This is a genomic window from Nonomuraea sp. B208, from assembly GCF_057536035.1.
The window spans coordinates 198,101-219,517 of record NZ_BAAJOU010000003.1 but is presented as its reverse complement, the minus strand read 5'-3'; the positions used below and the strand labels follow the sequence as shown (position 1 = coordinate 219,517).

Here is a 21,417-nt window from a genome sequence, read left to right as displayed (position 1 = left end):
GTCAGGACGAGGACGGGGGACGCCACTCGACCAGCAGGACCGTCGCGTCGTCCTGGAGCCAGCCGCGCTGGTGGTCGAGGATCGCGTTGATCAGGCGGCGCATGGTCTCGGGCGCGGACACGCCGTCGGCCTCGCGCTTGATGACGAAGTCGATGAACCGTTCCAGCCCGAACAGCTCCCCCTGCGGGTCCTGGGCCTCGATGACGCCGTCGGTGTAGAGGAGCAGCCGGTCGCCCGGTTCGAGGTGGTAGCGGCCGGGCTCGGTGGGCAGGCCCAGGTCGAGCCCCATCGGGGCGCCGAACGCGGCGTCGAGGGTGGCGACGAGCTGGCCCCTGCGCAGCACCACCGGCGGGGGATGCCCCCGGTTGGCCCACACCAGCCGGCCCGTCCGCGTGTCCAGGTCGGCGAGGATTCCGGTCGCGAAGCGGGTGGTGCCGAACTGCCGGGCGATGGCGTCGTCCACGGCCTCCCCCGCGGCCACCACGTCGGCGCCCTCGCGGCGGTGCTTGCGCCAGCAGCCGACCGCGATGGTGGCGGTCAGCCCGGCCGAGGTGTCGTGGCCCATCGCGTCGAAGATCGACAGCCGGAGCACGTCGCCGTTGAGCGCGAAGTCGAAGGCGTCGCCGCCCACCTCGTACGCGGGCTCCAGCGCCGCGGTGACCACCACCCGGTCGTTGGCGAAGGTCGCGCCGGGCATCAGGTTCCACAGCACCTCGGCGGACAGGGCCATCGGCCGGGTGCGGACGAGCTGGGCGTAGCCGTCGCTGAACGCGCGCTTGCTCTGCACGAGCAGGGTGACCAGGCCGGCCAGCCGGGTGAGGCGCGTCAGGACGTCCCCGTCGGCGTGCGGCACGATCACGCCGATCACGCCGAGGCGTTCGGTGCCGCTGTGCAGCGGCGCCCACAGCCGGCGCGGCCCCTCCCCGGTGAAGGGCTCGGCGGGCTCGCCCGCGGCGACGGCGGTGCGGGCCTGCACCGGCTCCAGCGTGCGGAAGGCCAGGCCGGGGATGGTCGTGTCGATGGGGATGCGGTCGAGCGGGGCGCCGGTCTCGTCGCGCTGGCCCGGCAGCGGGAGCAGGAACTGCTGCTGGAGGTCGGCGACGTACAGCATGGGGTGGGCGAGCCCGGCGCGGCCGGCGTGCTCGGTGACGAGCTCGGGCAGGTCCTCCAGCGAGGCCGGCGGGCCGACGCGCAGCAACGCGCCGAGCATCCCCTCACAGACCTCGTCGCCGGCCCCGTCGCCCAATCCGTCGCCCAAGCCGTCGCCGTCGCCGTCGCCGAACCCGTCGCCCAAGCCATCGCCGTCGCCGTCACCGAACCCGTCGCCGTCACCGGACCTGTCGCCGTCACCGAACCCGTCGCCGGCACCGTCGCCGAACCTGTCGCCGTCCTCGACGCCCGGGTCCTCATCGCCCCGCATGACGCCCCACCCCCCGATCACCGGGTCCTACCCGGGCGGGGCGTCTCTCAGCCCTGACGTGCGCAGGTCACCTCGGCCGTCGAGCCGCGCACGATCAGCTCGGTGGCGAGCTCGACGTGATGGGAGTCGATGGGCTCGCCCGCCGCCAGGCGCAGCGCGGTGCGCAGCGCGACGCTGCCCATCTCGCGCAGCGGCTGGCGGACGGTGGTGAGCGGCGGCGAGACCATCCGGGCGATCTGGGTGTCGTCGAAGCCCACGATGCTGAGGTCCTCGGGGATGCGCAGGCCCCGTGCGCGGGCCGCCTCCATGACGCCGAGCGCGGTCTCGTCGCAGCCGACGAAGATCGCGGTGGGGGGCTCGGGCAGGTCGAGCACGGTGGCCCCGTACTTCAGCCCGTCCTGGTAGCGGAAGTGGCCGAAGTGCGTGTAGCAGGGCGGCACGACGACGCCCTCGGCCTCCAGCGCCGCCCGGTAGCCGTGCAGCCGCGCCTGGTTGCAGGCCGCGGTGGCCGGGCCGCCGATGTAGGCGATGCGCCGGTGCCCGAGCCCGAGCAGGTGCTGGGTGGCGGCCAGCCCGCCGGCGAAGTTGGTCGAGCCGACGCTGGTCACGCGGGTGCGCGGCAGGTTGAGCGGGTCGATGACGACCAGCGGCACCCGCGCCCGCGCCAGCGCGGTGAGCTGCCCGCTGGTCAGCTCGCTGGTGACCGCGATGAGCGCCCGCCGCCCGGCGGCGGCCAGCTCGCGCGCCCAGGAGCCGGGGCGGGCCGCATCCCGCCTGACGCTGACCACGACCCCGACGCCCAGCTCGGTCCCGGCGGTGACCAGGCCCTGGATGAGCTCGGTGGAGTACGCGTTGATGTCGTCGTCGAACTGCACCTCGACCGTGTCCGTCCCGGCGCTCTCGCCCCGGCGCGGCGACGGCGACACGTAGTCGTGCTGGCGCAGCAGCGACTCGACCAGCGAGCGGGTCGCCGGGGCGACGTCGCTGCGCCCGTTGAGCACCTTGGACACGGTCGCCACCGACACCCCGGCCGAGGCCGCGACCGTGGCGAGGGTGGCGCGCCTAGGAGTGGCCGGCATCGATTCCCTCCTGAACGTCCACGGAGAAGGGCGTGTCGAGGCGGCGGTCGTGGCCGACGGCCCGTACGGGGCCGGTCAGCCGGACCACGCCGCGGCACGGCAGGTCGGCGGCGGACGTGCCGACGAGCACCTCGATGTCCCCTGGCTCCACGATGCGCCTCAGATCGCGTCCGGTGAAGGCGGTGCGGTCGGCGTGCACGCGGAAGGTGACGCGGGCCGCCGCGCCGGGCTCCAGCCGGACCCTGGCGAACCCGGCGAGCTGGCGTACCGGCCGGGTGACCTGGGCGAGGACGTCGTGCAGGTAGAGCTGGACGAGCTCGTCGCCGGCCCGCCCGCCGGTGTTGCGCACCCGCACGCCCACCGTGAACTCGCCGTCCGTCGGCACCTCGGCGTCGCTGATCCGCAGGTCGTCGAGGGCGAAGGCGGTGTAGGAGGCGCCGTGGCCGAAGGGGAACAGCGGGGTCGGGTCGAGGTTGCTGATGCCGTGGCTGTCGGCGCCGAGCGGCGGCTGCAGGTAGGTGCCCGGCTGGCCGCCGTGGCCGCGCGGGATCTGCACCGGCAGCCGGCCCGACGGCTGGACCCGTCCGGACAGCACGCCGGCGATGGCCGCGCCGCCCTCCTCGCCGGGCATGAACGCCTGCACGAGCCCGGCGGCGGCGGCGTGCACCTCGCCCAGCGCGTACGGCCGCCCGGACACGACCACCACGACGACCGGCGTCCCCGTGGCGGCCAGCTCGGTGACCAGGTCCTCCTGCACGCCGGGCAGCCGCAGGTCGTCGGCGTCGCAGCCCTCCCCCGACGTGCCGTGCCCGAACAGCCCGGCGAGGTCGCCGACGGCCACCACGCACAGGTCGGCCTCGCGGGCGGCGGCGGCCGCGGCGGCGAAGCCGGAGCGGTCGCCGCCCTGCACGTCGCAGCCCCGCTCGTGGACGATCTCGGCGCCGGGCAGCTCGGCGCGCAGCGCGTCGAGCAGGCTCGGGGCCTCGACGCCGAGCCCGAGGCCGGGGTGGCGGGGCAGCACGTGGTTGGGGAAGGCGTAGCAGCCCATGAACGTGCGCGGCTCGTCGGCGCAGGGCCCGACGACGGCCACCCGGCGCGGCGCGGCCCGGCCCTCGTCCAGCAGGGGCAGCGCGCTGCCCGCGTCGAGCAGCACGATCGAGCGCTCGGCCAGCTCGCGGGCCAGCTCCCGGTTGCCCGGCCCGTCCAGGTCCACGGTGCCGGCCCCGGCCACGGACAGCTCCGGCGTCCAGCCGGCGTCGAGCAGCCCGAGCTGCGCCTTCTGGGTGAGCAGCCGGCGCGCGGCGCGGTCGATCAGCTCCTCGGGCAGCTCGCCGCCGCGCACCCGCTCGGCCAGCCGCTGGCTGAAGCCGAGGGTGTCGGGCAGCTCGACGTCGATGCCGGCGGCCAGGGCGAGCGCGCCGGCCTCCTCGGCGTCCGCGGCCACCTGATGCATGGTGGCGAGGAACGGGACCGCCCAGTAGTCGGAGACGACGGTGCCGGTGAAGCCCCACTCGTCGCGCAGCACCTCGGTGAGCAGCCAGGGGTCGGCCCCGGCGGGCACGCCGTCCACGTCGGAGTAGGAGTTCATGACCGAGCGGGCCCCGCCGAGCGCGATCGCGGTCTCGAACGGCGGCAGGATCATGTCCATCAGCTCGCGCCGGCCCATCGGCACCGGGCCGTGGTTGCGGGCCGCGCGGGAGGCCGAGTAGCCGGCGAAGTGCTTGAGCGTGGCGATGACGCCGGCGCTCTCCAGGCCGCGCACGTAGGCGGCGCCGAGCATGGAGACGAGGTAGGGGTCCTCGCCCATCGTCTCCTCGACCCGCCCCCACCGGTAGTCGCGCACCACGTCGAGGACCGGTGACAGGCCCTGGTGGACGCCGACCGCGGCCATGTCGCGGCCGATCGCCGCGGCCATCCGCTCGACGAGCTCCGGGTCGAACGTCGCGCCCCACGCGATGGCGGCCGGGTAGACGGTCGCGCCGTACGCGGTGAACCCGGTCAGGCATTCCTCGTGCACGATGGCCGGGATGCCGAGCCGCGAGGCCGCGATCACCTGGCGCTGCAACCTGATCACCTCGGCGGCGCCCTCCTGGGGCGTGACGGGCGCGCTGCCGTGCACCCGGGTCAGGTGGCCGAGGCCGTGCCGGATCGCCTCGGCGAACGGGACGGTGCCGGAGGCGGCGAACACGTCCTGCATGGGGGCCACGTTGAGTGCGGCGTCATCGCCGGTGTCGTCAACGCCGTCAACCTGGTCGACACCGGCCGCCTGCTCGGCCTGCATGTCGTTGCCGATCCACCGGCTGCCGAGCTGGCCGATCTTCTCCTCAAGGGTCAGCTCCGCGAGGAGCGCCTCCACCCGGTCCGCCACGGGGAGGGCGGGGTCCTGCCACGGGCGGCTCGCGCCCACCTCGGGAGTTCGCTCCACGGCCGTCATCGGTGCTCCTTAAAGCCGAATATCAGCGTTAGTTTTTCGAAATGTTTCGACGCCGTCAGCGACCTCTGAGCGAGACCTCCTCGTCACCAGATGAGCAGCTAAGCGCCGCGCCAGCGTACTTTACTCGACCCCTGTTCGAATAGGGAGGCATCGCACAGCGGCGGTCTTGACAGGCACATTGCCGAAACCTAGATTGGCGTGCCACGCGGCATGTCGCAAATGTTTCGACAAGCTCACCTCGCATCCCTGGTTCAAGGGGACGCGCGCCCAACCCCCCCGGCGTTCGAGTACGGAGATCAGCGTGGAGACCAGGACAACTTCCCGCCGCACGTTCCTCAGCCTCTCCATGGGCGTTCCCCTGGGAGCCGCCCTGGCCGCCTGCGGCAGTTCCGGGCCCACCAAGCCCGGCACCGCCGCCAGCACCGGCGGTGGAGGGGGCGGCAAGAGCGCGACCTACTGGTACCTGTCCACGCAGCCGCAGGAGGGCGTGCGTACCAGGACCATGGAGCGCTTCAACAAGGCGAACCCCAACGGCACCATCGAGGGCACGACCTTCCAGAACGACGCTTTCAAGACGAAGATCAAGACCGCCATCGGCGCCGGCCAGGCCCCCACGCTGATCTGGGGCTGGGGCGGCGGCACGCTGCGCAGCTACGTGCAGGCCGGCCAGGTCGACGATCTCACGCCGTTCTTCGAGCAGAACCAGCAGCTGAAGGACCGGCTCTTCCCCTCCTCGTTCGGCGCGGCCACGATCGACGGCAAGATCTACGCGATGCCGTGCGAGACCATGCAGCCGATCGTCCTCTACTACGACAAGCGGGCCTTCGAGAAGATCGGCGCGCAGCCGCCCCAGACGTGGGGCGACATCATGGACCTGGTGCCGAAGTTCAACGCCAAGGGCATCGCGCCGTTCTCGCTGGGCGGCCAGTCGCGCTGGACGAACATGATGTGGCTGGAGTTCCTCTTCGACCGCATCGCCGGCCCCGAGGTCTTCCAGGCCGTCTTCGACGGCGAGAAGGACGCCTGGTCGCACCCCGCCGCCCTCGACGCCCTGACCAAGATGCAGGAGCTGATCAAGGCCAACGGCTTCATCAAGGGCTTCTCCTCGATCACCGCCGACTCCAACGCCGACCAGGCCCTCCTCTACACCGGCAAGGCCGCGATGATGCTGCACGGCGGCTGGACGTACGGCAGCATGAAGACCGACGGCGGCGACTTCGTCTCCGGCGGCAACCTCGGCTACATGAACTTCCCGCCGGTCGACGGCGGCAAGGGCGACCCCGGCAACACCGTCGGCAACCCCGGCCAGTACATGTCGATCTCCTCCAAGGCCACGCCGGAGCAGAAGGAGATCGCCAAGAAGTTCTTCGCCACCGAGCTGATGAGCGACGCCTCGGCCAAGGAGTGGGTGGGCACCGGCGCGGTGCCGATCGTCAAGGGCGCCGACTCGATGTTCACCTCCTCGCCGGACGCGGAGTTCCTCAAGTTCGTCTACGGCATCGCGGTCAACGCCAAGTCCTTCGCGCAGTCCTGGGACCAGGCGCTCAGCCCGACAGCGGCCGAGGTGCTGCTGGACAACATCGCCAAGCTGTTCCAGCTGTCGATCTCGCCGCAGCAGTTCACCTCGAACATGAACGCGGTCATCGGCAAGTGAGCGTCATCCCCCTCCCGTCCGGGCGGAACGTTCCCCCGGCCGCCTCGTCCGGCGGCCGGGGGGCCTCGGCGCTCCCCTGGCTCGCGGTCCCGGCCCTGGTGTTCTTCGTCGGCTTCGGCGTGATCCCGCTCATCGGGGTGCTCCTGCTCAGCTTCACCTCGTGGGACGGGCTCGGCGACATCAACGTCACGGGCTTCGACAGCTGGCGGGCGGTGCTGGCCGACCCCGGGCTGCCGCACGCGCTCTGGGTGACGTTCCTGGTGATGGCCCTGTCGTGGCTGGTGCAGACGCCCGCGAGCATCCTCATCGGCGTGTTCCTCGCCGGGCAGCAGCGCTACCGCGCGGTGCTCGCGGTGTTGTACTTCATCCCGCTGCTGCTCAGCTCGGCGGCCATCGCGATCACCTACAAGGCGCTGCTCGACCCCAACTTCGGGCTCGGCGCCGGGCTGCAGATCGACCTGCTGGTGCAGGACTGGCTCGGCGAGCCCGCCCTGGCGATGGGCGTGATCATCTTCGTGGTGTCGTGGCAGTTCATCCCGTTCCACTCGCTGATCTACCAGGGCGGCGTGCGCCAGATCCCCCGGTCGATGTACGAGGCGGCCGAGCTGGACGGCGCCGGCCGGGTGCGCAAGTTCTTCAGCATCACGCTGCCGCAGCTCAAGTACACGATCATCACGTCCTCGACGCTCATGGTCGTCGGCTCGCTGACGTTCTTCGACCTGATCTTCGTGCTGACCGCGGGCGGTCCCGGCGACGCCACCCGGGTCCTCGCCATCGACATGTACAAGCGCGGTTTCCAGGCCAACCTCATGGGCCCGGCCAGCGCGATCGCCTGCATCCTGGTTCTGGTGGGCCTGGTCCTGGCGCTCCTGCTGCGCCGGCTCGGCGGCCGGGACGCGAGCGCCAGCCAGCTGGAAGGGGCCTGACATGGCGACGACGCTGACCAAGGAGCCGTCGCGGACCGCGGCCCAGCACGCCCGCCCGCCCCGGCGCCGCCTCGGGGATCGGCCCAACTGGCTGGGCGGCGCGATCAGCTGGATCTGGCTGCTCGTCGTGATCGTGCCGATCTACTGGATCGTCATCACGAGCTTCAAGTCGCAGAGCAACTACTACGCCGAGAACCCGTTCGCGCCGCCGGCCGAGCCCACCCTCGCCAACTACGAGCTCGTCATCGAGTCGGGCTTCATCCGCTACTTCGTCAACAGCCTGGTGGTGGCGATCGGGGCGGTGGCGCCGGCGGTCGCGGTGTCGTTCATGGCGGCGTACGCGATCGTGCGCGGCGGCGGCAGCCGTTTCCTGCGCTCCACGAACTCGCTGTTCCTCATGGGGCTGGCCATCCCGCTCCAGGCCACGGTCATCCCGATCTACCTGATCATCATCAGGCTGCACCTGTACGACACGCTGCTGGCGCTGATCCTGCCGTCGATCGCGTTCGCGATCCCGCTGTCGGTGCTGGTCCTGTCGAACTTCATCAGGGACGTGCCCAAGGAGCTGTTCGAGTCGATGCGGCTGGACGGCGCCAGCGAGTGGGGCACGCTGTGGCACCTGGCGCTCCCGCTGACCCGCCCTGCCGTGGTGACGGTGACCATCTACAACGCGCTCGCCATCTGGAACGGCTTCCTGCTGCCGCTGATCCTGACGCAGAGCCCGGAGCAGCGCACGCTGCCGCTGGCCTTGGCGAGCTTCCAGGGCCAGTACAGCATCAACGTGCCAGCGGTGCTCGCCGCGGTCGTGCTGACCACGCTGCCCATCCTCGTCCTGTACGTGCTGGGCCGCCGCCAGCTCCTCGCGGGCCTGACCGCGGGGTTCAGCAAGTAACTTGGGCGCGTGACCCACGACGAGATCACCCGATGGCTCGCCGGGCGGGCGGTCCCGCTCGACGAGCCGGCCCCGTTCCGGGCCGCGCTGGAGGGGGTGCGGCTGGTCGGGCTGGGCGAGGCCACGCACGGCAGCGCCGAGTTCTTCTCCCTGCGCCGGCGGCTGACCGAGCTGCTGGTGCGGGAGCTCGGCTTCACCACCCTCGCGATCGAGGCCAGCGCGGCGGCGGCCCGGGCCGTGGACGACCACGTGCGCACGGGCCGCGGTGACGCCGGGCAGGTGGTCGCCGGGCTGGGCTTCTGGACGCTGGACACCGCCGAGATGCTGGCCGTGGTCGAGTGGCTGCGTGAGCACAACCGCACCGCCGAGCGGCCCGTACGGTTCGTCGGCGTCGATCCGCAGCACCCGGACGCGGCGCTGCGGCTCCTGCGCGAGCACCTGGGAGAGGCGGCGGACGAGCTGCTCGGCCCCCTGGAGGTGCTGGCCCGGTCACGGTGGGGGCGGGACGAGCCACTGGGCCCCGAGGTCGAGACCGCGGCACGGCGGCTGGCTGATCACGTGATCGCGGAGGGCCTCGACGAGGTCCGCGAGGCAGCCCGCGTCGTCCGTCAGGCCGCCGAGCTGTCGTGCCGTCCCTTCACGCACACCGACCCCGAGCTGACCCTGGGCGCGGCCCGCGACCGCCACATGGCCGGGAACGCGAGCCTGCTGCTCGCCGAGCCCGGCGCGAAGGTCGTGCTGTGGGCGCACAACGGCCACATCGGCAAGGGCCGCATCGGCGGGGCCGCCACCATGGGACGCCACCTCGCCGACGCGCACGGCGCGGCCTACTACGCCCTGGGCGCCCTCTTCGGCTCCGGCGAGTTCCGCGCCGTCCCCAAGTCCCGGCTGCGCCGCCGGCCCCGCTTCCTCCGGTTCGGCGCTCCTCCGCCGGAGGACCGGCTGCCGACGCGGACGTTCCGGGTGCCGCCCGCGACGACGCCGCTCGCCGTGGAGACGCGGCTGGCCGCCGCCTGCGCCGCCGACCACGTCGTGGACCTGCGCGGCGGGGAGCGGCCGGCGGCCGTGGCGGAGTGGCTGGCGGGCACCGCGCACTTCCGGTCGTTCGGCGCGGTCGCCGGCCGGCTCACCGCCTCGCTGGCGTTCAAGCCCGTGGTCCTTGGCGGGGAGTTCGACGGCCTGGCCTTCGTCCACACCGCCACCGCCTCCACCCCGCTGCCGTAGCTCACCGGTAGGCGGCGGCCTGGAGGCCGTAGAGGTCGGCGTAGAGGCCGCCCCTGGCCATGAGCGCGTCGTGGTCGCCCTGCTCGACGACCTTGCCGTGCTCCAGCACGTAGATGCGGTCGGCGAGGCGGACGCTGGCCAGTCGGTGGGTGATGAGCAGCACCGTGCGGCCGTCGGCGTGAGTGCGGATGCGCTCGAACAGCGCGTGCTCGGCGCGGGCGTCGAGCGCGGCGGTGGGCTCGTCGCAGATGAGCAGGTCGGCGTCGCGGTGGAAGCCGCGGGCCACGGCGATGCGCTGCCACTGACCGCCGGACAGCTCGTGGCCGTCCTTGAACCGGCGGTCCAGCAGGGTGCGGTAGCCGTGCGGCAGCCCGGCGATCACCTCGTCGGCCCCGGCCACCGTCGCCGCCGAGTGCAGGGCCCGCTCGCCCTTGTCGGTGCCCATCGTGATGTTGTAGCGGGCGGTGAGCGGCCAGCGGGTGTGGTCCTGGGCGATGACGGCGGTGCGGGCGCGCAGGGCCTCCGGGTCGACCTCGCGCAGGTCGGTGTCGTCCCAGCGGACGGTCCCCGTGTCGGGCTCGTACAGGCCGGCGAGGATCTTGGACAGGGTGGTCTTTCCCGAGCCGTTCTCGCCGACGAACGCGACGATCTCGCCCCGCTTGATCTCGACCGACACCCCGCGCAGCGCCGGCTCCTCCGCGCCGGGGTAGGTGAAGGTCAGGTCGTCGGCGGCGATGCGGTCGAAGCCCTCGGGGGCCGGTCGCGGGCGGGGCGGGACCAGGCGCCCTTCGGCGTCGGCGCAGAAGCGCAGGAAGTCGGTGAAGTAGAGGCCCTGCTCGTACAGCGTGTTGGTGGTGAACAGCAGGCCGGACAGCGAGCTCTGGGCCGACCTGATGGCGAGGACGGCGGTGCCCGCCACGGCCAGCGGGATCGCCCCGACCGCGAGCAGCACGCCGAGCGCGACGTAGACCAGGGCGCTGCCGAGGCCGCCGAGCGCCTGCCCGGTCAGCCGGGTGAGGGTCTGCCGCCTGACCAGCTTGAGCATCTCCTCCTGCTCGGCCCGCGCCACCCGGTCGTAGACGCGCAGCAGGAAGGGGCGCATGGTGAAGGCGCGGACCTCGGCCGCGCAGTCGCGGTCGGCCAGCAGGCGGCTGATGATGTACTTGCGCCGGCGGGCCGGGACGAGCCCGTTGACCGTGGTGTAGCGCTGACGGGCGGCGCGGATCGCGGCCCAGGCGTCGGGCAGCACGGCCAGCGGGAGCAGCGGCAGCAGCACCGGGTGCAGCACGCCGAGCACGCCCGCCGCCGCCGCGATGCCGACGAGCGAGGTGACGACGTCGACGGCGGAGGAGACGACGACGCCGACGGTGTTCACGCCGTAGCCCTCGGCGCGTTCGAGCGCGTCGTGGAACTCGGGGTCGTCGTAGGCGATCAGCTCGACCTTGCTGGTCAGCCCGTACAGCCGCGTCTCGGCGGCCCGTTCGAGCTGCGGGCCGAGCCGCGCCTCGGCCCACCCGGCGCCCGCCTGGAGCAGCGCGCGGGCCACGGCCGCCGCCCCGACCAGGGCCAGGCTGGGCAGGGCGGCCAGCACCCGGTCCGGGGTCGGGCCCTCGCTGAGCAGCGCGGTGAGCGCGCCCGTGGTGGCCAGCAGCCCGAACGCGGTGACGATCCCGCCGAGCAGGCTGAGCGAGACGGTGGACACGGTGTCGCGGGGGCTGGCGGACCAGGCCAGGCGCAGCGCCTCGGCGATGAGCGAGGGCAGCCGCCTCGCCATGGTCAGGAAGCCGACCGCGGCCATGGTGTCGTGGTGGGCGTAGTAGGTGGAGGGCGTGATCTCGCCGAGTTCGAGATCCGGTTCGGGCGCAGGCCGGTGGCTGGGTTCGGGGGGATCTTCGGGCATGGGGTGAGTGTGCCCGTCCGGACCGACAGACTCGCCTCCGGTGAAGGTCATAACACTGTGATAGGGGCAATCTGACAGGTGCCGAGGCGCGGGAGCGCGCATACCGTGACAGCCACCCCCACCCCTCGGAGGACCCCCATGCCCCGACGCTTACGTCACGTGCTCTCCCTCGTCCTCGGTCTCGCCCTGCTCGCGGTCGCCACCCCGGCCCGCGCGACCGCCCTGGTCACGGTGCTCCGGTACGACTCCAGCCGGGCGGCCGAGTTCGTCTCGGCCGTGGACCAGGCCGCCGCGATCTGGAACTCCAGCGTGTCGAACGTGCGCCTGGTCAAGGGCACGCCCGCGCACTTCACCGTGATCGCCGACAACGGCTGGCCCCGCGCCCTGCCGACCAGCCTCGGCCGCGGCACGGTCTGGATGGGCCGCGAGGCCACCTCCCAGGGCTATAACCCGGTCCGCATCGCCGCCCACGAGATCGGCCACATCCTCGGCCTGCCCGACCGGCGCACCGGCCTGTGCACCGATCTGATGTCGGGCTCCAGCGCGCCCACGAGCTGCACCAACGCGAACCCGAGCGCCGCCGAACGGGCGGCGGTGGACCGGGCCTTCGCCGGCACCGCCGCGCCGCTCGTCGAGTTCGACCGGCTGCACGAGTTCGGCCGGTAGCACGCCGGCCGCTGAGCCCTCACCCGCAGCGGTAGCCGTCCGGCAGGCGCGTGTCGCCGGCCGGGCGGCTGCCCTGGAAGCCGAAGGACGTGCTCGCGCCCGGCCCCAGCGACCCGTTGTGCGCGGCGTTCCTGGCGGTGACGCTCTGCCCGCTCGCCGTCAGGGTGGCGTTCCACGAGCCGGTCAGCTGGTGGCCGGCGGGCAGCGTGAACGTCACGGCCCAGCCGGTGAGCGCGCTCGTGCCGGTGTTGGTGACGGTGACCTGGACGACGTACCCGTTGCCCCACTGGCTCTGCGTGCTCGCCGTGACCGAGCAGCCGCCCGTCCCTCCGTCGGGGCGGGTGGTCACGGCGACCGTGGCCGAGCGGGGCGAACGGTTGCCCGCCGCGTCCTTGGCGTAGACGGCGAACGTGTACGCGGTGTTCGCGGCGAGCCCGCTCACCGTCGCGGCGGGCGTGGCGGAGGAGGCCACGGCCGTCTCGCCCGAGCCCGTCACCCGGACCACGTCGTAGCCGGTCACGCCCACGTCGTCGGTGGCGGCGGCCCAGGTCAGCCGGACCGACGACGAGGTGACGTCGCCGGCCGACGGCGTGCCGGGGGCGGTGGGCGGCGTGGTGTCGCCGGGCGAGCCGTCGTAGGTCAGGCCGAACCCGTACGGGAACAGCGGCGTCTTGCCGTCGCCGTCGTTGATCGGCTGCTGGGAGGCGCTGCTCATCCAGGTCACGGGCAGCTTCCCGGTGGGCTTGACCGCGCCGAACAGCACGTCGGCCACCCCCTGGCCCTCGGTGCCCGGCAGCCAGGCGGCGACCAGCGCGTTCCAGCCGGGGAGCTGGGCGGCGACGTCCAGCGGCCGGCCGCTGACCAGCACGACCACGACCGGGACGCCGGAGGCGCGCAGGGTGGCGAGCGTGGCGAGGTCGGTGCTGTCGAGGCCCAGGGAGCCGGGCCGGTCGCCCTCGCCCTCCGCATACGGCGTCTCGCCCACGACCGCGACCGCCACCCGGTAGGAGCCGTCGATGCCGCCGCCGTCGCGGCTGTAGGTGACGGTCGTGCCGGAGCCGGCGGCGTTCCTGATGCCCTGGAGGATGGTGGTGCCGGGGGTGATCGCGCCGGCCGAGCCCTGCCAGGAGATCGTCCAGCCGCCGCTCTGCAGCCCGATGTCGTCGGCGCTCCTGCCGGCCACGAAGATCTTGCCGCCGGGCGCGAGCGGCAGCACGTTCCCGCTGTTCTTCAGCACGACCTGCGACTTCGCGACCGCCTCGCGGGCGATGGCGCGGTGCGCGGAGGAGCCGACGGTCGCGGTGTAGGAGCGGTCGGTGAGCGGCTTCTCGAACAGGCCGAGCTCGAACTTCTTGGTGAGGATGCGGCGGACCGCGTCGTCGATCCGCGCGGTGCTCACCCGGCCGGCCTGGACCTCGGCCCGCAGCAGGTCGATGAACTGCCGCCACGAGGTCGGCGCCATCACCATGTCGATGCCGGCGTTGACGGCGGCGCGCACGTCGGAGGCGGAGGCGCCGGGCGCGCCGTCGATCTGGTCGATGCCGTTCCAGTCGGAGACGACGAAGCCGGTGAAGCCCAGCTCGCCCTTGAGCACGGTCGAGACGAGGTACTGGTGGCCGTGCAGCTTGGCGCCGTTCCAGCTGCTGAAGGAGATCATCACCGAGCCGACGCCCTTCTCGACGGCGGCCCGGAACGGCGGCAGGTGGATGGCCCGCAGCTCGGCCTCGGAGAGCTGGGTGTCGCCCTGGTCGACGCCGCCGGTGGTGCCGCCGTCGCCGACGTAGTGCTTGGCGGTGGCGAGGACGGAGGCGGGGCCGTTCAGCGCCGAGCCCTGGAGGCCGGTGATGAACGTGGTCATCTCGGACGGCAGGGCGGGGGTCTCGCCGAACGACTCGTACGTGCGGCCCCACCGGTCGTTGCGCGCCACGCAGAGGCAGGGCGCGAAGTTCCAGTCCACGCCGGTGCCGGAGACCTCCTCGGCCACCGCCCGGCCGATGCGCTGCACCAGCGCGGGGTCGCGGGCGGCGCCGAGGCCGATGTTGTGCGGGAAGATCGTGGCGCCCACGACGTTGTTGTGGCCGTGCACGGCGTCCACGCCGTACAGGATGGGGACGCCGAGCGGGGTGGCGAGGGCGGCGTTCTGGAATCTGTCGTACATGTCGGCCCAGGACGTGGCCGTGTTCGGCGAGGGCGCGGACCCGCCGCCGGACAGCACCGAGCCGAGCCGGTAGGAGGTGACGTCGGCGGCGCTCACAGAGCCGCGCTCGGCCTGCGTCATCTGCCCGATCTTGTCATCCAGCGACATCCGGGACATCAGGTCGCTCACCCGGGTCGGCACCGGCAGCGTCGGATCCTGGTACGGCAGCGCCGCCACCGCGTACGCCCGCGGCCCGCCGGCCGGCGTGCCCGGCACGTTCAGCGTCGCGAGCGCGAGCAGCGTCACCGCCACCCCCGCCGCCCACTTCCCGATCCTGCTTCTCATGACCCTCCACCCCTGGCTGCCGGCACGGTTTGGGAGCGCTCCCAAGCGCACTGTAGGTCACCGGCACCAGCGCGCCCATCCACGCCGCCCGCCCCTCCCCCGGCACCAGCGCGAACGCCCTGGAGTAGGTGAAACTTTCACCTACGGCACCAAGGGAAAACCCCCGCCCGGCGCAAGGCCGGACGGGGGTTTCGCAGGGGTTGACCGAGATCAGCCGGTGAAGCCGACCATCGAGTAGTCGTAGGACTTGTAGCCCTTCGCGCCCCAGTTGGCGAGGGTCTTCTTCGCCGCCTGGATGTCGGGACGCTGGTACAGCGGAATCGTGTGCACCATGTCCCAGATGAGCTTGTCCGCGGCGTTGGCCTTGACGATGGCCTGCTCCGGGTCGAGCTCGCTCACGGCCGCCTCGATGGCCTCGTCCAGGGCCGGGTCGCTACCCTTGGGGAAGTTGCTCTCGGAGCCGGTCTTGTAGATCTGGGACAGGCCGCCGATGGGCAGCGGCGTGCCGATCCAGGAGAACGGCACCAGGTCGAAGTCGCCCTTGATGACGTAGTCCACGAAGAACTTGTCGACCGGGACCGGGCGGATGTTGACCTTGACCCCGGCCTCCTTGAGCATGGCCTGGGTCAGCTCACCCTCGGTCTGCGCGACCGGGGTGCCCGTCGGGATGACGAAGCTGAGTTCGAGCTCCTTGCCGTCCTTCTTGCGGTACTCGCCCTCCTGCTTCCAGCCGGCCTGGTCGAGGAGCTGCTTGGCCTTCTCCAGGTTGTACTTGCCGAGGTCGCCGGAGTTGTCGACGTAGCCCTTGTGGTTGTTCATGAAGACGTGGTTGCCGAGCGTCTGCAGCGGCCAGTCCATGTCCTTGAGGTCGGACTGCGTGATCACGTCACGGTTGATGCCGTACGCGATGGCCTGGCGGACGGTCTTGTCCTTCAGGTTCGCGCTGACGTTGTTGACCGTGATGTGCCGCCAGTTCGGGCTGAGCGCCTTGCGGATGTCCACGTTCGGGACCTCCTTGGCGCGCTTCAGCTCGGCCGGGGCGCCGGACGGGATCTCGACGCCGTCGAGCTCGCCGTTCGCGAAGGCGTTGACCTGCGCCTCCGGCGACTCGATGCCACGGAAGATGATCTTGTCGAGCTTGGCCTTCTTGCCCCACCAGTTGTCGTCACGCACCAGCGTGAGCGTCTTGGTGCCCTCGTCGATCTTCTCGACCTTGAACGGGCCCGCGGTGACGGGGATCTTGCCCTTGTAGTCGTTCTCGTACTTGTCCGCGTCCAGGATGTGCTTGGCCGGGTACAGGTGCGGCGAGCGCGAGTACAGGCCCATCCACTCGGGGTACGGCTTGGTGAAGGTCACGACGGCGACCTTGTCCGTGTCGCCCTTGGTGACCGACTCGATCCGGTCCCAGCCGTCGGTGGAGGCCGGCTTGTACTTCTTGTCCTTGCCGCTGTTGACCTTCCAGGCGGCCTCGAAGTCCTCCCAGGTGATCGGCGTGCCGTCCGACCACTTCGCCTTGTCGTTGATCGTGTACGTGACGACGTGCTTGTCGGCGCTCAGCTCGTTCTTGACGTCGGAGAGGTAGTCCGGGTTGGCCGACCACTGCGCCTGCTCGTCGAACACGATCGGCTGCGGCATGATCACGTCGAGCATGTCCGCCGTGTCGGCCTGGTTGCCGTCCACGTGGTTGCCGTTCCACTGCTGCGGCCACTGGCCGACGGCCAGGGTCAGCGTGCCGCCGTCCTTGACCTGCTCGTACGGCACCGCGTTGATGCTGATGGCCGGAGTCTGCGACATCTGCTCCTGAGCCTGCTGCGTCTGCTCGGCGCTCGGCTTCTTGGCTTCGCCGCCACCACCGCCACAAGCCGCGACGGCCAGGGCCAGAACCGCGATCCCCGCGGTCGCCCGGTAACGAACCTTCACTTTTCCTCCTGATCGTCCGAGGCCGTGATGACCTCGATCTCCTCCGCGTAGTGGCAGGCGGCGCCGTGGTCCACGGCGCCGGCCAGCCGAGCAACCGAGGGCTCTTCGTCCACACACCGCTGCCGCTCCGCCTCGTTGAGCTGGGTGGCGAACTTGGGACAGCGGGTGCGGAACCGGCAACCCGTGGGCGGGTTCGCCGGGCTGGGCAGGTCGCCTTCGAGCAGGATCCGCTTCCGGGTGCGTTCCATCTCGGGGTCCGGAAGCGGGATCGCCGACAGCAGCGCCTGCGTGTAGGGATGCGCGGGGCGGTCGTAGACCTCCTCGACCGTGCCGATCTCGGCGATCTTGCCGAGGTACATCACGGCCACCCGGTCGGCCAGGTGCCTGACCACGGCCAGGTCGTGGGCGACGAAGAGGTACGACAACCCCAGGGTGTTCTTCAGCTCCTCCAGCAGGTTGATCACACCCGCCTGGATGGAGACGTCGAGTGCCGAGACCGGCTCGTCCAGGACGAGCAGCTTCGGCTCCAGCGCGAGCGCGCGGGCGATGCCGATGCGCTGGCGCTGACCTCCTGAGAACTGGCTCGGGTAGCGCTCGGCGTGCTCGGGCGACAGCCCGACCAGCTCCAGCAGCTCCGCGACCCGGGCCCGCACGTCCTTGCGGCCGTGGGCGCGCAGCGGCTCGGCGATGATGTCCTGAACCGGCATGCGCGGGTCGAGCGCGGCCATCGGGTCCTGGAAGACGATCTGCACGTCGCGGCGGAGCGCCCGGCGCATGGCCTTGTCGATCTTGGCGCTGTCCTTGCCGAGCACGACCACCCGGCCGCCCTCCGGCGGCGCGAGCTGCATGATCTGCTGCAGCGTGGTGGTCTTGCCGCAGCCCGACTCGCCGACCAGGGCCAGCGTCTCGCCCTCGGCGATGTCGAGGGTGATGCCGTCCACGGCGTAGACCGTTCCGACCCGGCGCTTGAACACCGCGCCCTTCATGAGCGGGTAGTGCCGGATCATGTCGTCCAGCTCCAGGACCGTCGCGCGCTCGGCGCGCGGCACCCGGACCACCTCGCTCGGCGGGATCACCGGCACGGGGAACACGTCGGCGCCGGTCAGGCCCTTGTGCTCGATCTCGTGGGAGCGGATGCAGGCCACGCTGCGCCCGCCGCCGGGCCCGAACGGGATGAGCGGCGGCTCCTCGTCGTCGCACATGTCCACCCGCATGGGGCAGCGCGGCGCGAACGGGCAGCCGGGCGGCAGCGACGACGGCGAGGGCGGGTTGCCCTCGATCGGCACCAGCGGCCCCTCCTCGCCGTCGATCCGCGGGATCGAGGCGAGCAGGCCCATCGTGTACGGCATGCGCGGCCGGTAGTAGAGATCGTCCACCGGCCCCTGCTCGACCGGCCGGCCCGCGTACATGACGAGCACCCGGTCGGCCATGCCGGCGATGACGCCGAGGTCGTGGGTGATCATCACGATGCCGGCGCCGGTCTCCTGCTGCGCGGTCTTCAGCACCTCCAGCACCTGGGCCTGGATGGTGACGTCGAGCGCGGTGGTCGGCTCGTCGCAGATGAGCAGGTCGGGGTCGTTGGCGATGGCCATGGCGATCATCGCGCGCTGCCGCATGCCGCCCGAGAACTCGTGCGGGAACGACTTGGCCCGCACGTCCGGGTGCGGGATGCCGACCAGGTCGAGCAGCTCGACGGCCCGCTTGGCGGCCTTGTCCTTCGGCATCCGCTGGTGGATGCGCACGGCCTCGGCGATCTGGTCGCCGATCGTGTAGACGGGCGTGAACGCCGACAGCGGGTCCTGGAAGATCATGCTGATGGACTTGCCGCGGATCTTGACCAGCTCGTCGTCGTCCATGCCGAGCAGCTCGCGGCCGTGCAGCTTGGCCGAGCCGCTGACGACGGCGTTCGGCGGGAGCAGGCCCATGACCGCGAGCGAGGTCACGGACTTGCCGGAGCCGGACTCGCCGACGATGCCGAGCACCTCGCCGCGCTCGACCTCGTACGACACCCCGCGCACGGCCTGGACGCCGCCGGGGAAGGTGACGGTGAGGTCCTTGACCTCCAAGATGCTCACGAGTTGCTCCCGGGGTCGAGGGCGTCGCGCAGGCCGTCGCCGATGAGGTTCACGCTGAGCACGAGGAGCACCAGCGCGCCCGCCGGGAAGGCGAACAGCCAGGGGTAGCCGGTGGCGTTGCCGGAGCCGGCGGCGATCAGCGTGCCGAGCGAGACGTCCGGTGGCTGGATGCCGAAGCCGAAGAAGGACAGCGCCGCCTCACCGATGATCGCCGAGGAGACGTTGAGCGTCGCGTCGATGATCAGCAGGGAGGACAGGTTGGGCACGATGTGCCGGAAGATGATCTTCCAGCGCGGGATGCCCATGTAGACGGCGGCCAGGACGTACTCGCGCTCGCGCAGCGAGATCGTCATGCTCCGGACCACCCGGGAGGTGATCATCCAGGAGAACGCCGCGAGCAGCACGACGAACCAGAGCCACGAGGAGCCCGACTTGAGGCGCGGCGAGATGATGGCGATGATCAGGAAGCTGGGCAGGACGAGGAGCAGGTCCACGCCCCACATGAGGATCCGATCCGCCCATCCACCGAAATATCCGGCGAACGCGCCGACGATCGCGGCCAGCCCGGTCGAGATCAGCGCCACCAGGAGGCCGATCACGATCGACTTCTGCATGCCGCGCAGCGTGATCGCGTACATGTCCTGGCCGATCGAGGTGGTGCCCCACCAGTGGTCGCCGTCGGGCGGCGACAGGAAGGCCAGGAAGTCCTTCTCCGTCCAGGCGTACGCGCCGAAGTACGGGCCGATGTAGGCGACCAGCACCAGCAGCAGCAGGGCGATGGAGCCGTAGCGGGCCTGCCGGTTGGCCACCAGCCGCCGCAGGACGACCTTGGTACGCATCTCAGCTCACCCGCACCCTCGGGTCGAGCGCCGCCACCAGCAGGTCCGACAGGAAGGCGGCGAACAGGACACAGATCGCGGTGAAGAAGGTCACCGCGGCGACGGAGTTGACGTCCTGGGCGTTGATCGAGTCGACCAGCCAGGCGCCCATGCCGTGCCAGGCGAAGATCTTCTCGGTGAAGGTCGCTCCCGTGAACATCGTCCCGAACGCGAACGCGAAGTACGTCGCGGACGGGATCAGCGCGGTCCGCAGCGCGTGCTTGGTGAGCGCCGTCCTACGGCGCAGGCCCTTGGCCCGCGCGGTGCGGACGAAGTCCTGGCCGAGCACGTCGAGCATCATGTTGCGCTGGATGCGGCTGTAGAAGGCGATCGAGCCGAGGCTCAGCGAGATCGTCGGCAGGATCAGGTGGTTCAGCCGGTTGAGGAACTGGTCCCAGCCCGACAGCTGCGGGTTGTACTCACCGGTGTACTCGATGAGCGTGAACCCGAGCCCGCGGTTCAGGTTGTACGTCGCGATCGCGAGCAGCGTCGCCAGCACGAAGACGGGGATCGCCAGCACCACGAACGAGGAGACGCCTATTAACCGGTCGGTGGCCTTGTACTGCTTGACCGCCGAGATGGCTCCCAGCCCGATGCCGATCGCGAAGCCGAGCAGCGTGCCGATCAGCAGCAGCCGGAGGCTGACGAAGATCCGCCGGCCCATCTCGTCGTTGACCGAGCCGCCGTTCCAGGTCTTGCCGAAGTCCCCCTGCACGACGCCCGTGGCCCAGGTCGCGTAGCGCTGGAGCACGGGAACCTTGTCGTTGAGGTTGTACATGTCGAGCGTGGCGTCGATCGTCGCTTCGGGGATCGGAGGCTGGCGGCCCTGGTACGCGGCCCGAGGGCTCATCGTGCTGGCGGCGAGCATGTACGCGAGACTGGCCGCCACGGCGACCAGGATCACGTTTATCGCCAACCTGCGTAGCAGGTACTTGCCCATTACTCTCCGTTCGCGCTGACGGGGGGCGCACCTCGGGGTGGAGAGGCGCCTCCGCAACGTAAAGCCGTCCGCGATCGGGAAATGACACTGACCGTGCAGACGGCGATCAAGGCGCAGAATATGGCCAAAAATATAACAGTCAGAAACTAGGTCACATAACGGTCAGATCACCAACAATAGATCGTGACAGTCCTTGGACACTCGCTCCACACCCCCTGTGACCTGCGGAAACGTCGGCCTTTTAGGCGCGCCAAAGGGCGTCCGGCATGAGTTGTGTCACAGAATCCGGACATGAATTGGCGGGCCGCCTAAGTGATCCACGTGAGGGCCCACGGCCGGCGATTGTGATCCCGCCCGTGCCGCCCTTCACGGGGCCCGGCTCCTCCCGTGGGCGGCGGGCCGTCCAGATAGGGTCTTTGGTCCCTACCTGGCATCCCAGGCGGGGCGGCACGATGGAGGGGTGATGTGTAACGCGATGGGCGGTTCCGGATGACGGCGGCACGCGATCTCAAGGAACTGTCCGAGGCCGAGGCCCTGCGACGGCTGGCGTCCGTGCCGTTCGGCCGGGTCGTCTTCACCCTGCACGCGCTCCCCGCGGTCCGCCCGGTGAACCACGTCGTGGCCGACGGCCGGGTGGTCATCCGCACCAACCCCGGCACGGTGCTGAGCAAGGAGGTCGCGCCCGCCGCGGCCGTGGTCGCGTTCGAGGCCGACGACCTGGACCCGTACGAGCGGGTGGGCTGGAGCGTGATCGTCACCGGCATCGCCCGTCCGGTGACCGACCCCCAGGAGGCGGAGCGGTTCAAGGAGCTGCTCCAGCCGTGGGTGCAGGGCGGCATGGACCAGGTGATCAGCATCCAGCCGGAGATCGTCAACGGCTTCGAGCTGGTCCCGCTCGACGACGCCTCCTGAGACGACGCCTCCTGA

Annotated in this window: 15 protein-coding genes; 6 read left to right on the top strand and 9 right to left on the bottom strand. The window is 71.3% G+C overall.

Features of this window, described 5'->3' with window-relative positions:
- Window position 1: 1 nt before the first annotated feature.
- The 3 genes from AC27IY_RS02315 to AC27IY_RS02305 are packed head-to-tail and all read right to left on the bottom strand — an operon-like array spanning window position 2 to window position 4,933.
- Window positions 2-1,420 (bottom strand): PP2C family protein-serine/threonine phosphatase, encoded by a 1,419-nt coding sequence (locus AC27IY_RS02315; protein ID WP_487176972.1) that lies wholly within the window; start codon window positions 1,418-1,420, stop codon window positions 2-4.
- Between the two features lie 47 nt (window positions 1,421-1,467).
- Window positions 1,468-2,499 carry a LacI family DNA-binding transcriptional regulator gene (locus AC27IY_RS02310; protein ID WP_364458841.1) on the bottom strand — a complete coding sequence of 344 codons (1,032 nt, stop codon included), beginning with the start codon at window positions 2,497-2,499 and terminating at the stop codon, window positions 1,468-1,470.
- The gene (locus AC27IY_RS02305; RefSeq protein ID WP_423473010.1) at window positions 2,483-4,933 is read right to left on the bottom strand and encodes a glycoside hydrolase family 3 N-terminal domain-containing protein; all 2,451 of its coding nucleotides are present in this window, start codon (window positions 4,931-4,933) and stop codon (window positions 2,483-2,485) included. Before AC27IY_RS02305 ends, AC27IY_RS02310 begins: the two co-directional genes overlap by 17 nt.
- 301 nt (window positions 4,934-5,234) lie before the next feature.
- On the opposite strand from AC27IY_RS02305, the gene AC27IY_RS02300 reads away from it, so the two are divergent.
- Genes AC27IY_RS02300 through AC27IY_RS02285 form a run of 4 tightly spaced genes read left to right on the top strand, consistent with a single transcriptional unit; the run spans window position 5,235 to window position 9,629 of the window.
- Window positions 5,235-6,587 carry an extracellular solute-binding protein gene (locus AC27IY_RS02300; RefSeq protein ID WP_344204528.1) on the top strand — a complete coding sequence of 451 codons (1,353 nt, stop codon included), beginning with the start codon at window positions 5,235-5,237 and terminating at the stop codon, window positions 6,585-6,587.
- The gene (locus tag AC27IY_RS02295; RefSeq protein ID WP_329582151.1) at window positions 6,584-7,513 is read left to right on the top strand and encodes a carbohydrate ABC transporter permease; all 930 of its coding nucleotides are present in this window, start codon (window positions 6,584-6,586) and stop codon (window positions 7,511-7,513) included. The genes AC27IY_RS02300 and AC27IY_RS02295 overlap by 4 nt, the downstream gene beginning before the upstream one ends.
- 1 nt (window position 7,514) lies before the next feature.
- Window positions 7,515-8,405: a carbohydrate ABC transporter permease gene (locus tag AC27IY_RS02290; protein WP_364458849.1), complete on the top strand. Its 891-nt coding sequence runs from the start codon at window positions 7,515-7,517 to the stop codon at window positions 8,403-8,405.
- Between the two features lie 9 nt (window positions 8,406-8,414).
- Window positions 8,415-9,629 carry an erythromycin esterase family protein gene (locus AC27IY_RS02285; RefSeq protein ID WP_487176971.1) on the top strand — a complete coding sequence of 405 codons (1,215 nt, stop codon included), beginning with the start codon at window positions 8,415-8,417 and terminating at the stop codon, window positions 9,627-9,629.
- Window position 9,630: 1 nt separating this feature from the next.
- Here the strand turns inward: AC27IY_RS02285 and AC27IY_RS02280 are convergent, their stop codons facing one another.
- A complete protein-coding gene (locus tag AC27IY_RS02280) occupies window positions 9,631-11,529 on the bottom strand; it encodes an ABC transporter ATP-binding protein (RefSeq protein ID WP_423473016.1) in 1,899 nt (632 codons plus the stop codon).
- Window positions 11,530-11,688: 159 nt separating this feature from the next.
- Here AC27IY_RS02280 and AC27IY_RS02275 point away from each other — a divergent pair, with 159 nt between their 5' ends.
- On the top strand, window positions 11,689-12,195 hold the full coding sequence (locus AC27IY_RS02275) for a snapalysin family zinc-dependent metalloprotease (RefSeq protein ID WP_487176970.1): 507 nt from the start codon (window positions 11,689-11,691) through the stop codon (window positions 12,193-12,195).
- Window positions 12,196-12,214: 19 nt separating this feature from the next.
- Here AC27IY_RS02275 and AC27IY_RS02270 read toward each other — a convergent pair whose 3' ends face one another.
- From AC27IY_RS02270 to AC27IY_RS02250, 5 genes are all read right to left on the bottom strand, one after another.
- Window positions 12,215-14,677: a glycoside hydrolase family 3 N-terminal domain-containing protein gene (locus AC27IY_RS02270; RefSeq protein WP_487176969.1), complete on the bottom strand. Its 2,463-nt coding sequence runs from the start codon at window positions 14,675-14,677 to the stop codon at window positions 12,215-12,217.
- Window positions 14,678-14,887: 210 nt separating this feature from the next.
- Complete coding sequence (locus AC27IY_RS02265) at window positions 14,888-16,597, bottom strand: ABC transporter family substrate-binding protein (RefSeq protein ID WP_487176968.1); 1,710 nt, start codon at window positions 16,595-16,597, stop codon at window positions 14,888-14,890.
- A complete protein-coding gene (locus AC27IY_RS02260) occupies window positions 16,594-18,672 on the bottom strand; it encodes a dipeptide ABC transporter ATP-binding protein (protein WP_423473024.1) in 2,079 nt (692 codons plus the stop codon). The genes AC27IY_RS02265 and AC27IY_RS02260 overlap by 4 nt, the downstream gene beginning before the upstream one ends.
- Window positions 18,669-19,511 (bottom strand): ABC transporter permease, encoded by an 843-nt coding sequence (locus AC27IY_RS02255; RefSeq protein WP_344204539.1) that lies wholly within the window; start codon window positions 19,509-19,511, stop codon window positions 18,669-18,671. Before AC27IY_RS02255 ends, AC27IY_RS02260 begins: the two co-directional genes overlap by 4 nt.
- Window position 19,512: 1 nt before the next feature.
- Window positions 19,513-20,490 carry an ABC transporter permease gene (locus AC27IY_RS02250; RefSeq protein ID WP_344204540.1) on the bottom strand — a complete coding sequence of 326 codons (978 nt, stop codon included), beginning with the start codon at window positions 20,488-20,490 and terminating at the stop codon, window positions 19,513-19,515.
- Between the two features lie 489 nt (window positions 20,491-20,979).
- Here AC27IY_RS02250 and AC27IY_RS02245 point away from each other — a divergent pair, with 489 nt between their 5' ends.
- Window positions 20,980-21,402, top strand: coding sequence for a pyridoxamine 5'-phosphate oxidase family protein (locus AC27IY_RS02245; RefSeq protein WP_487176967.1), 423 nt, complete (start codon window positions 20,980-20,982; stop codon window positions 21,400-21,402).
- Window positions 21,403-21,417: the final 15 nt, after the last annotated feature.

Excerpts from the sequence above, each read along its gene's own strand:
- AC27IY_RS02315 (WP_487176972.1), bottom strand. The coding sequence starts at position 1,420 with ATGCGGGGCGATGAGGACCCGGGCGTCGAGGACGGCGACAGGTTCGGC.
- AC27IY_RS02310 (WP_364458841.1), bottom strand. The coding sequence starts at position 2,499 with ATGCCGGCCACTCCTAGGCGCGCCACCCTCGCCACGGTCGCGGCCTCG.
- AC27IY_RS02305 (WP_423473010.1), bottom strand. The coding sequence starts at position 4,933 with ATGACGGCCGTGGAGCGAACTCCCGAGGTGGGCGCGAGCCGCCCGTGG.
- AC27IY_RS02290 (WP_364458849.1), top strand. The coding sequence starts at position 7,515 with ATGGCGACGACGCTGACCAAGGAGCCGTCGCGGACCGCGGCCCAGCAC.
- AC27IY_RS02280 (WP_423473016.1), bottom strand. The coding sequence starts at position 11,529 with ATGCCCGAAGATCCCCCCGAACCCAGCCACCGGCCTGCGCCCGAACCG.
- AC27IY_RS02270 (WP_487176969.1), bottom strand. The coding sequence starts at position 14,677 with ATGAGAAGCAGGATCGGGAAGTGGGCGGCGGGGGTGGCGGTGACGCTG.
- AC27IY_RS02255 (WP_344204539.1), bottom strand. The coding sequence starts at position 19,511 with ATGCGTACCAAGGTCGTCCTGCGGCGGCTGGTGGCCAACCGGCAGGCC.
- AC27IY_RS02250 (WP_344204540.1), bottom strand. The coding sequence starts at position 20,490 with ATGGGCAAGTACCTGCTACGCAGGTTGGCGATAAACGTGATCCTGGTC.
- AC27IY_RS02245 (WP_487176967.1), top strand. The coding sequence starts at position 20,980 with ATGACGGCGGCACGCGATCTCAAGGAACTGTCCGAGGCCGAGGCCCTG.